The following is a 12,283-nucleotide window of genomic DNA, read 5'->3' as shown; positions in this document are numbered from 1 at the left end:
TTATGGAGCTTTCATATTTCGCAATCATCATCGGCGCCATCTTCGTCAACAACGTCGTGCTGGCGCAGTTCCTCGGCATCTGCCCGTTCCTGGGCGTGTCGTCGAAGGTCGAGACCTCGATGGGTATGGGCGCTGCCGTAACGTTCGTCATGGCAATCGCCGCCGTGGTGGCCTGGCTGATCCAGGCTTATGTGCTTGTGCCGCTGGACATCGTCTACATGCAGACGATCGTTTTCATTCTCGTGATCGCCGCGTTGGTGCAGATGGTCGAGATCATGCTCAAGAAACTTTCGCCTTCGTTATATCAGGCACTGGGCATCTTCCTGCCCCTGATCACGACCAACTGCGCCGTGCTGGGCGTGGCGATCCTGATGATCCAGAAAGAGTTCAACCTTTTGCAGAGCGTCACCTACTCGGTGGCTACGGCACTGGGATTCGCCCTGGCGCTGGTGCTTTTCGCCGGTATCCGCGAGAGGCTCGAATTCGAGGACGTGCCCAAGGCTTTCAGGGGCGTGCCTATCGCGCTGATCACGGCCGGTATCCTCGCCATGGCCTTCATGGGATTCTCGGGGCTGGTATAACGACGTCCCGCAATGCGAAACAGCCACCTTCGGAAATGAGGGTGGCTGTTTTTGTGGAACGGAGGGGGGATTGTGGTTACCAGTATATCCGAATCCGGGCGGCGCCGATCATGCCTTCCTGGTCGATGCCGAAGACGAAGCCGTAGCGGTTGCCGTTTTCAGGCTTGCGGATGAAGACCGGGACGTAATCGGATTCACGGGGCCGTCCGTCGATTGGCAATGGTGTTCGAAGATCCCACGGTTGCAGGGTAAATCCGTTTTCGGCCTGGAAGGTTTGTCGAGGCCGCGAATTTTTACCGGATTTTCTTCCGGATGGATAAAAGTAAGGCGGTCAACTTCGTCGGAGGTCGAAAATTTACCGGAAAGCCTCTCTTGTGTGCCTTTCGCGGGGGTAAATCGGGTGTCCGGCGTTGCGGATGAGGAAAAAATGTGTAATTTAGAATTCCGAAAACTACCGTTCATGCGTCCGAATCTGATACTTTCCCGCCTTTTTGCAGCTGTGTCGGCCATGCTTGCCATGGTGGGGTACGTGTCTGCCGAACCCTATTCCAAAATCCGGTTCGAGCCGATCCCTTCCGACATCCTGCCGTCGAGCGAAGTGCGCAAGCTCTATCAGGATTCCGACGGGTATATCTGGATTCCGACCTATAACGGCCTGGCACGGTATGACGGGTACGGAGTGGTCACTTACGGTATGCACGACGTTTCGGGCGTGGCGTTCAATTCGTTCGTGAATGTCGTGGCCGAAGACCGCGACAAGGTGATCTGGATCGGGACGGAACGCGGGTTGTTCCGGCTCGACAAGAAGACGGGCACGATCTCGGCGACGGGCTGCGAAGCGGTCGACGATTGCAACATTTCGGTCATTATCTGCGATACGGGTAACGGGATATGGGTCGGAAGCGACAAAGGCCTGTTCCGGAAAAATGCCTCGGAACATTATTTCCGTCCGGTTACGATGCGCAATGCCGACGGGAAGCTCGTCACGGACATCACTTCGGTCGTCAAGGATGCCAATTGCAGCCTGTGGGTCGCCTCCTACGGCAGCGGATTGCTGCGCTACGATCTCCGCGAAGAACGTACCTACACGTATGACGACGAAATCCTGCGGCATGCGCATGTCGTCTTCTGCGATGCGGACGGGAATGTCTGGGTGGGCACATGGGGCGCGGGACTGATCCGCCTGATAAACCCCTATGCTCCCGGGCGGATGCAATATGCCCGTTACAAGCACCGTGAAGACGACGATACGGCGCTGCTCGACGACATTGTCTATGCCATCGAAGAGGATATTACGCAGAACACGCTGTGGGTGGGAACCCGCAGCGGACTGAGTATCCTGCATGACCCGAATCACCGGCCCTCGTTCCAGAATTTCAAACCCGGCGAGGATGTGGGCGACCTGCCTTACAACGAGGTCAATTCGATTATGCGGGCCCGGGACAACCTCATGTGGATCGGGATGCTGGGCGGCGGTGTTTGCAAGATACAGACCGCAGGCATGAAATTCGAATTCAACCGGCTCGATCCGGTGCGTGCCCGCTTCAACACCAGTTCCGTACGGAGTATGTATTACATCGGCGAGGGCGAATATTGGCTCGGGCTGCTCGATTTCGGGCTGATCAGGTATAATACCCGCAGCGGCCGTATCGTCAGCTACCGGGAGCATCCCGACCTGTGTGTGCTGCCTTATACTTCGACCGTCAATGCCATAATCAGGAGGAACGCCACTTCGGAGCTGTGCTTTGCGACGTGGAGTTCGGGTGTATGGTGCTACGACGAGAAACGCCATCGCGTGCGCCAGATCAACCGGAATACGCTGCCGCTGTTTGCCGACGACTGCGTGCTTGCGCTACGGGAGGATCCGGACGGGAATTTGTGGATCGGTTCGAGGTCGGGAATTTATATCGAATCGGCGTCCGGGCAGCTCTCGACGCTCGACATATGGCTGGGGCGGAAGACGCCCTTCGCATCGACACGCATATTCGATATCTGCTGCACCGGCGACGGGGTCGTGTGGATTGCGACCAACGGCGACGGGATCATCCGTGTCGATACGAAAAGACGCGACTGGAACCAGTACCGGCGTGGGGCGGGGATGACGGCCGATAACGTCTATTGCCTCGGTACGGACGATGCGGGTAACCTCTGGGCGGGGACGATTGCCGACGGACTGGCGGTATATTCGCCTTCGGAGGATCGTTTCAAGGCGGTCACGGCATTCCCCAACATCGAGAAAAAGGGGATCACCAACATTGCAAGGGATGAGAACGGCCGCATGTGGATTACGACCAACGATGCCGTGTTCTCGTTCTCGCCCGACGAAAACGGTACTCCCGAGCATATCAACACCTATATTATTACGGCAGACCTGCAATCGTTCTTCTTCAACCGCAATGCATCGGCGCGTGTCGAATACGGACGCATGGCGTTCGGCGGTTCGAACGGACTGCGCATCTTTACGGGCAACCGCATCCAGCCCCACCAGTCGAAACTTCCGATCGTATTGACCGATTTCCGGGTTCACAACCAGTCCCTGCGTACCATGCCGGAAAAGGAGCGGGAGCATATCAGCTCCCGGGAGATCGACTATGCAGATGAGGTGACGCTGACCCACCGGCAAAACAATTTCTATATCGAATTTTCGATGCTTTCTTATGCCAATCCGAGGGACAACATCTTCAAATACAAGCTGGACGGGTTCGACAAGGAGTACGTATTGGTCGATTCGCAGCACCGCTTCGCCTCCTACAACAACCTGCCTGCGGGCATTTATACCTTTCATTTGCAGGCGGCGGGCGGCAACGGTGTCTGGAGCAGCAACGAGCGGGTGCTGAAGGTGCGTATCCTGCCGGCACCCTGGCGCTCGTGGTGGGCCGTGGCGCTCTATCTCGCAGCCCTTGCGGGGATGGCCTACGGTGCGATCCGCTTCCTGCGCTACCGGCTGCGCATGCAGCATGAAATCCGCATTTCGAAATTCGAACGCCGGAAAACCGAGGAGCTGAACCACGCCAAATTGCAGTTCTTTACCAATGTCACCCACGAGCTGATGACGCCCCTGACGATCATCATTACCTCGCTTGACAGCCTGCGCAGCACCTCCACAGACCGGGAGGCGCTCTACAACGTAATCTCGGTCAACGCGACGCGTCTGATGCGCCTTATCCAGCAGATACTCGAATTCCGCAAGGTCGAGAGTGGTAACCTGAAGATCCGGGTTTCGCAAGGCGATGTGGCGGCATTCGTTCGCAAATGTGTCGAGGCATTCGCCCCGCTGGTATCGAAAAAGCGCCTTCGGGTCTACTTCCAGAGTTCTGCCGACCGTATCGAAGGCTGGTTCGATTCCGACAAACTCGATAAGATCGTCTACAACCTGCTTTCCAACGCTGCCAAATACACACCCGACGAAGGGGAAATAAAAATCCGTGTGGGGATGGAAAGCCCCGGTTTTGTCGGTATAATGATCGCCAATAGCGGTGAATGCATGAGCCAGCAGACCATCGACGGGCTTTTCAAGCGCTTCTACGACGGTAATTACCGTAAGTTCCATACCATCGGTACGGGTATCGGGTTGTCGCTGGTGAAGGATCTGACCGATATCCACAAGGGGCATATCCGGGTTTCGAGCAGCGAACGGGAGGGAAATTGTTTCCGGGTCGTATTGCCCATAGGCCGGGACGCCTACTCCGGGGAAGAGGTCGACGAATCGGTGCCAGGGCCCGATTCGGCGGATTTGATGCCGGGATCGGCGGAGTTGCCGTCCATGCGGCCGGACGAGGCGGTTGCCGGAGACGGGCGGATGTATACGATTCTGATCGTGGATGACAACGAGGAACTGCGGGTGCTGGTGTCCAACCTGCTGGCGGCATACTTCCACATAGAAATGGCGTCCGGCGGCGAAGAGGCGTTGTGCCTTTTGGCCGAAAAGCCGGTCGACCTGGTTGTGTCCGACATTATGATGCCCGGGATGGACGGGATCGAGTTGTGCGCCAAGATCAAGGAAACGTTCGAATATTGCCATATCCCGGTCATTCTTCTGACGGCCAAGAATACGGACGACAGCCGTATCGAAGGGTATGACTCGGGGGCTGACGGTTATGTTACCAAGCCGTTCAACTTCAAACTGCTCCATGCACAGATCGTGAACCAGCTCCGAAAGCTGGAGCGTAAGGGTTCGCATTTCCGCAACCAGCTTGTCTTTGAGATCGAAGCGTTGGAATATACCTCGATGGACGAAGATTTCATGCGCCGGGCTATGGCGTGCGTCAATGCGCATATCGACGACGGCGAATTTTCGCAGGCCGATTTCACGCGGGAGATGAACACGTCGCGTACCGTCCTCACCGAGAAACTCAAATCGCTGACAGGGCTTACTCCGACCGCGTTTATGGTCGACATACGGCTGCGCGCGGCTTACCGGTTGCTGGAACAGCAGCGCCACATGCGGATCGCCGATCTGGCTTATGCCGTAGGGTTCAACGACCCGAAGTATTTCAGCACCTGTTTCCGGAAAAAGTTCGGGATCAGCCCCAAGGAATTCATCGAACAACTCGAGGGCAAGGGTGAAAAAATCGTATAACCCGGATATTTTCCGAAGGTGTTTGTGTAATGTGTTGTTATGCATTGTATTGCCTGCATTGTGTCGGTCGGCTGTTGCAGCCGGCCGATTTGCGTCAGAGCCGTTTTACGGTAAAATTTCAACCTCGAAGCCGTCCGGGCAGAGTATTTTCGTATCCGGCAAAAGCCCTTTGGACGGGCTGGCGGAACCGAAAACTAACCTAAAAAACAATGCCATGACATGTTGCAGCCATCCCGGATGAACCGTAGTGTCCGATCCCTTTCCCTTCTTTCCGAATAAACCAACTAAACCCTAACCTATGAAAGCAGATTTCTACAAGAATTACGTGAATTACGTGAGCGCCGTATTCGTCGCGGCGGCGCTGTCCTTCTGTTCCTGTTCCGACGACCGGACGGTCGCGTCCGGCGGTCTGCCTTATAAGTCAATCCGCGTGACCGTCGACGGCGAGACGGTTACGGCGGAGCGGATAGATGATAAAAACCTGGCCCTGAGATTCGATATGGCCGAGGATTTCTCACATGCCCGGATCGACGTCGAGCTCAGCGAGGGCTATTCGGTCATTTTCCCGACGGACGTTACCGCCGCCGATCTGGACACCTATCCGGTGCTGAATTTCCGGGCACCCGACAACCGGATCGTCAAGGTGTGGTTCACGACTTCGTCGAAGGCATTTCCGATTATCGATGCCACGAAGGTGACCGCTTCGGGAATCGGGGGCTGCGTCTCCGTATCGGGCAAGACGCTTACGATCACTTATGAACGGAGTATGGATCGGGGTGAAATCGAACTCGATTTTGCCGAAGGTGCTTTGATGGAGGGAGCTTCGATCGCCTCGTCTACGACGTTCGATTTCACGGAGTCGCTTACCCGGCAACTGAAAGTCGAGATGGATGGCAAAGAGCGCATCTACAACGTCAGGATCGACTATTCGAAAGTGATGGACAAACCGATCGTCTACGGGTTTAGCGAGGTCACGGGCAATTATGTCGACCAGCAGCTCTATCCGCTCCTCAATGTCTATAAGGCAACTACGGTCAACAGCGTACCCGTACGCGGTGCGGCAACATCCGAAACCCCATGGAGCTGGGATCCCGGTGCCGGTGACCTGGACGTTTACCTTGCCTTTATCGGCAACTGGGCCGCAAACCGCCCGACCGAAACGATCGAGGGAATCGAATTCGCCTTCGCCACGATCGACATTGACAAGGCGAAAGCCTATATGGTCAGCAACGATGCCCGCTCGGTGGTCATGAACGACGTGGCCTCGCTGGTCGCACTCACCGGGATGATGACCAAGGAGAGCACGATGATTTACTACAATGGGAAAGTGCTCTCCGACCGCAATTCCGAGGGCGACTGGCGCGGAACGGTCGGTTTTTACGAGGACGGGCACATCGAATTCTGGAACGCGGGGATCCGCGACGGCGGACTGGTCAGGATGACCCAATGGGTCGATGAGGCGGGACGCGACGGGTATCTTGCGTCGGGGATTCCGTGGGACGTGGTCTCCGCAGCGTCGGGACATCCGTGGTTGGTACGCGAGGGGCATCTGCTGACCCGCCTGGAGATGTATTGGAACGATTCGGGATGGGAAACGGCCCTGGGCGAAGCCTGGAACGGCACGCGCAGCCGTTCGTACATCGGGCTGACCTATGACAACAAACTCGGTGTCGCCGCCGTGTCCGAGGGGACGGGAACCTGCCAGGCTGCGTGGCTGCTCTACAAGATGGGCTGGAAAGACGTGTTCTACGTGGCCGGAAGCAACTACCTGGATGACGGTTTCACGCCGACGCTCAAGGTGGGCGGAAACGTCGTCGTGGGAAAGGCCGACCAGGCCGCGCAATATGCAATCGCCATAGATGTCAAACAGTAACAACTCGCAAATCATGAAGCAAACCATATATCTGATCGCCGTCTGCCTGATGTTCCCGGCGTTTGCACTTGCCGCCGGCGCGGGAGAGCCGGATGCGGCGGGCTTGCAGGCCATCCAGGGCGGCAGCCGGTCGGTAACGTATAAGGGCCGTGTGGTCGACGAAAGAAGTTCCGTACCGCTCGCCGGTGTCGCCATTGTTGTCAAGGACGCCCCGCAAATCGGTATGACGACCAACTCCGAGGGTGAATTCCGGATCACGATTCCCGTCCGCTATCAACCGCTCGTGTCGGTTTCCTATATTGGCTACCAGCCCCGGGAGTCGGTGCTCGTGGCTGCGGCGGACAATGAAATCCGCCTGAAGGAAGAGGCGCAGGCGCTGGAGGAGGTGCAGGTCATCGCCTACGGGCAACAGAAAAAGGTGTCGGTGACGGGCGCCATCGCCTCGATCAATACCAAAGACCTGCTCAAGTCACCGAGCGGCAGTGCCGGCAGTGCCCTTGCGGGGGCCGTGACAGGCATTTCGTCGGTACAGATTTCCGGACAGCCCGGTGCCGAAGACCCCGATATTTATGTCCGCGGTACGGGATCGCTTTCGAACGAGGCGTCGAAGCCGCTTATCCTGGTGGACGGTGTCGAGCGTTCGTTTTTCCAGATGGACTCGCACGAGATCGAGAGTGTGACCGTCCTCAAGGATGCATCGTCGACGGCCGTATTCGGGGTTCGCGGCGCCAATGGCGTCATCCTGGTCACGACACGGCGCGGTACGAAGGGCAAGCCACAGATTTCGTGGAATTCGACCTTCGGACTGACTCAGTCGCTGCGACACCTGACCGGTGTCGACAGTTATACTTACGCTACGCTCTATTCCGAGGCCCAGCGCTCCGACAATCCCGGCATTAAGGATGACCAGCTCACCTTTTCGCCGTTCGTAACGGAAATGTTCCGCACGAAGGCCGATCCGATCATGTTCCCGGATGTGGACTGGAGCAAATACATCTTCAAGAACGTCGCCTGGCAGACACAGCACAACGCGACCCTGTCGGGCGGCGGTGACCGCATCCGCTATTTCGTGTCGTTGGGTTACCTCGACCAGGACGGTATGATGAAGCGTTTCGACGAGAGTTATGACCCGAATTACAATTATCAGCGCTTCAACTACCGCTCGAACATCGACGTAGACATTACGAATACGACTCAGTTGAAAGTCAATATCGGCGGGCGCGTGAGCGACAAACGAGAACCGCTGACCTATTCGCTCTGGCAGAATATCATGTGGTGTACGCCGTTCGCAAGTCCGGGTTTCGTCGACGGGAAGTACATCTACAATTACAAGAACAACTACATCCCACTTACGGAACTCACGAGCGGGCTGGACTGCTACTACAACTGGGGTTACCGCAAAACGACCCAGAATGAACTGAACCTCGATCTTGCGCTTTCCCAGAACCTCGATGTGATTACCAAGGGATTGACCCTCAATGTGAAGGGAGCGTACAATACTTCCTACTACCTGGCGACCAAACGCGCGCCGACCGGTACGAACAGTTCCTATACCCCGATTTATCTGGGGTCGATCACCCAACCCGGAATGGATGTTTCAGACCCGCGGTTCGACAATACGATCGTCTACCAGACCGACGGCGTGACGGGTATGCGCGAGCCGATGACCTATGGTGAGGACGGGTCGGGCAAATCACGCAACTGGTATGTCGAGGCGAGCCTCAATTATCAGCGTACGTTCGGCGACCATGCGGTGTCGGCACTGTTGCTTTACAACCAGTCGAAGACCTACTACCCGGGCCAGTATACCGACATCCCGACCGCCTATGTGGGGTATGTGGGGCGTTTGACCTATGCCTACAAGAACCGCTACCTGGTCGATTTCAACGCCGGTTACAACGGCTCCGAGAATTTCGCCCCCAAAAAGCGCTACGGGTTCTTCCCTGCAGGTTCCGTGGGTTGGATCGTCTCCGAGGAGAATTTCATGAAGAACCAGCAAACCGTCGACTTCCTGAAGCTGAGGGCCTCGTTCGGACTGGTCGGGAACGACAAGTACAGCGGTGCCCGTTTCCTCTACCTCGACGGCTCGTGGACGGGCAACCATGCCGTATGGCAGAACGGCTACGGCAGCTATCAGTTCGGTATGGGCGGAAGTATGACGATGCTGCCCGATGCGGTCGAAAACACGGTCGGGAACTCCGAGGTGACCTGGGAAAAAGTCCGCAAGCAGAACTATGGCATCGACCTCAAAATGTTCGGTGCGCGCCTCAGCCTGACGGCCGACTACTTCTTCGAACACCGCTACGACATTCTTTCGACCCGCAATACGCTGCCGTCGATCGTCGCCATCGAGCTGCCGCTGATCAATCTGGGAGAGGTCGATAACCGGGGCTATGAAATCTCACTGGGCTGGAATTCGCGTACCGAGAAGATCGATTGGTGGGTGCAGGGCAATGTCTCTTACTCGAAGAACAAGATTATTTTTATGGACGAAGTCATGCCCAACTATCCGTGGATGGCTCAGACCGGACGCAGCACGGGACTGAACTACGGGTACAGGTTCGACCGTTTCCTGCAAGCCGACGACTTCGATGCCGACGGGGCCCTGAAGACCGACGGCGAGGGGAAGCCGCTGCTACCCGTCATGTCGCTGGGATCACCCCGCCCAGGCGACGCGCTCTTTAAAGACCTCAACGGGGACGGCAAGATCGACGGCAACGACAAGACCTACTTCGGTTACAGTCAGCGTCCGGACTACGTGCTCGGCCTGCTGGGCGGATTCCGGTACAAGAATTTCGAAATTTCGATGCAGTGGACGGCCGGCCTGCATGCCTCGCGTATGCTCAGCGGCGAATACCGTAATGCTTTCGGCAGTACAAACGGCCGTGCGCTGCTCAAATTCCTGGCCGACGGGCGTTGGACGCCCGAGAACCCCGATGCGCGTTTTCCACGGCTGACCTTCCTCAACAAGTCGCACTATCTGGAAGATTCCGACCTGTGGCTGATGGACGGCTCGTACCTGCGGCTGAAGGTTGCCGAAATAGGTTATACGTTCAGGGATATTCCGGCATTCCGGAAGGTCGGCGTCAAGTCGCTGAAGGTTTATTTCAGCGGGTACAACCTGTTGACGCTTTTCTCGGATCTCAACGACATCGATATCGACCCCGAGGGGGCGACGAGCGGTTCGAATATCGATTCCTACCCGAACGTGCGCATTTTCAACTTCGGTGTTAACATCACATTCTAATCGACACTCCACTATGAAAAAGACGATAATATCCATTCTGATCTTGGGCGGTTTCGTGTCGGGACTGACCAATTGCAGCGACCTGAAATTCGGGGACGGGTTCCTGGAGAAAGCGCCCGGCGGCGATGTGACCGTCGACACGATCTTCTCGTCGAAGCTCTATGCCGACCGGGCCCTCAATTCGGCCTATGCCACGTTGCGCTGCGGGCTCACGATGCACAATCCCAGCGTTAACGGCGGGTCGTACGAACACCAGAATGCCGGTAACAAACTGGCATGGGACAACCTCGATGCCCTGACCGATATCATCAGCACGCATTGTTCGTGGGGCGGCGTTTACAGCATGTATTACGGGGGCGCATACGACGCCGAGACCGAGAATGAGTCGAGCGGTACGAAGATGGGGTTCAACCCCGAGCAGGACGTGACGTGGACGGGTATCCGCAAGGCGTTCCTCTACATCGAGAATGTTGACCGTGTGCCCGACATGAGCGAGGCGGAAAAGATTCGGCGCAAGGGCGAGGCCCGAATGGTCATTGCGTGCCAGTACCACGAATTGCTGCGCCACTTCGGTGGGGTTCCCCTGCTCAAGACAGCCGTCGAGGCGGGTAAGGAGGCCGATATAGACTATTCGCGCCGGACTTTCGAAGAGACGGTCGAATACATCGTCGCGCTGTGCGAACAGGCTGCCCGGGAGCTCCCGTGGACGGTCGACCCGGCCGATGACGGGCGTTTTACGAAAGCTTCGGCGCTGGCGCTCAAGATTCGTGTGCTGCTCTATGCGGCCAGCCCCTTGTTCAATGCGAACCAGCCTTATGCCGAGCCGCAACAACCGGTACTGGGCAATATCGGCAAGATCGCCGAGGAGAGTGTCCGGAAAGTGGCGTGGTATGGTAATTACGATGCCCAGCGCTGGAACCGCGTGGTTACGGCTTGCGAAGAGTTCATCACGGAGAATGCCAACAACGGCAATCCCTATAAACTCGTCGAGGCGACTGAAAAGACGGCCGAAGGTTACGGAAAGGCATTCGGTGCGTGCTATGCAGACCGTTACAACGGCGAAATACTGATTGCCACCGGGCGGTCGAAGCGTACCTACGGCGATACTTACCATGCCTATTACTTCGGCATTTCGACCGATTTCAACGGCGCGAACGCCCAGGGGTACGGCGGTGGCTGCGTGACGCTTAACTATGTCGATAAATTCCCTTTCTCGAACGGGGAACCGGCGCCTTATGCCGAATGGATCCGGACGCACAATTCGGCCGGAACGGTGACGGACAATCCTTTCTCGAACCGGGATCCGCGCCTCTACCAGTCGGTGATGGTGCCCGGCGGCCCGTTCCGCGACCGTGTGGCCCAGATGTGGGAAGGCGGTGGCAGCGAGGATTTGGTGAACTATGCCAAGGATCGGGCCGCAACGGGTTTCTGCAACCGTAAATACCTCTGGGACTATAACCGTGCGACGTTCTACGACAAACCGATGAACTATTCCTATATGCGCCTGGCCGAGGTTTACCTGGCCTATGCCGAGGCACTGAACGAGACGGGGCGCAAGGACGAGGCCTGCAAGTGGCTCGACAAAACCCGCAACCGCGTGGGGCTGCCCTCCATGACCGACGAATTGCTGCACCGCCTGCACCGCGGCAAGGTGCTGCCGTCCTATCCCGAATGTGCGCTTGCCGGGGATGCCGAGCTGCGCGAGGAGATACTCGACGAGCGGGCCCGGGAATTCGCCTTCGAGGAGATTCGTTGGTTCGACATCGTGCGCTGGAAACGTGCCGATATTTTCCGGCAGACGCTTTACGGGATCAGGGTGACGATCCTGGACGGAACGGATTCCTCGAATTTCCGGTTCAATTTCTCTGAGCCGGTTCCCGAAACCGACCGCGCCTGGAAGAACAGCTTTGATCCGAAGTGGTATCTGAGCGCCTTTCCTTCGAACGAAGTCAACAAGGGGTACGGCCTGACTCAGAATGCCGGATGGTAGACATACATGGTTA

6 protein-coding genes are annotated in these 12,283 nt (G+C 57.0%); 5 read left to right on the top strand and 1 reads right to left on the bottom strand.

Features of this window, described 5'->3' with window-relative positions:
• Window positions 1–2: 2 nt before the first annotated feature.
• Entirely contained in the window at window positions 3–581 is a 579-nt protein-coding gene (gene rsxA / locus DW189_RS03470; RefSeq protein ID WP_022333297.1) for an electron transport complex subunit RsxA, read from the top strand.
• Between the two features lie 76 nt (window positions 582–657).
• Here the strand turns inward: rsxA and DW189_RS14355 are convergent, their stop codons facing one another.
• Window positions 658–801: a hypothetical protein gene (locus DW189_RS14355; RefSeq protein ID WP_162508146.1), complete on the bottom strand. Its 144-nt coding sequence runs from the start codon at window positions 799–801 to the stop codon at window positions 658–660.
• 240 nt (window positions 802–1,041) lie between these two features.
• Here DW189_RS14355 and DW189_RS03465 point away from each other — a divergent pair, with 240 nt between their 5' ends.
• The 4 genes from DW189_RS03465 to DW189_RS03450 all read left to right on the top strand — a co-directional run bounded on the left by DW189_RS03465 (window position 1,042) and on the right by DW189_RS03450 (window position 12,270).
• Window positions 1,042–5,160 (top strand): two-component regulator propeller domain-containing protein, encoded by a 4,119-nt coding sequence (locus DW189_RS03465; RefSeq protein WP_117506898.1) that lies wholly within the window; start codon window positions 1,042–1,044, stop codon window positions 5,158–5,160.
• A 298-nt stretch (window positions 5,161–5,458) separates the two neighbouring features.
• A complete protein-coding gene (locus DW189_RS03460) occupies window positions 5,459–7,033 on the top strand; it encodes a hypothetical protein (protein WP_117506897.1) in 1,575 nt (524 codons plus the stop codon).
• A gap of 13 nt (window positions 7,034–7,046) precedes the next feature.
• Complete coding sequence (locus DW189_RS03455; RefSeq protein ID WP_117506896.1) at window positions 7,047–10,280, top strand: SusC/RagA family TonB-linked outer membrane protein; 3,234 nt, start codon at window positions 7,047–7,049, stop codon at window positions 10,278–10,280.
• Window positions 10,281–10,293: 13 nt separating this feature from the next.
• The gene (locus DW189_RS03450; protein WP_117506895.1) at window positions 10,294–12,270 is read left to right on the top strand and encodes a RagB/SusD family nutrient uptake outer membrane protein; all 1,977 of its coding nucleotides are present in this window, start codon (window positions 10,294–10,296) and stop codon (window positions 12,268–12,270) included.
• Window positions 12,271–12,283: the final 13 nt, after the last annotated feature.

The organism is Alistipes sp. AM16-43 (assembly GCF_003435745.1).
Lineage (GTDB): Bacteria > Bacteroidota > Bacteroidia > Bacteroidales > Rikenellaceae > Alistipes > Alistipes onderdonkii.
Note: the sequence above shows the minus strand (reverse complement) of the source record. Positions and strands in the feature narration are given on the sequence as shown.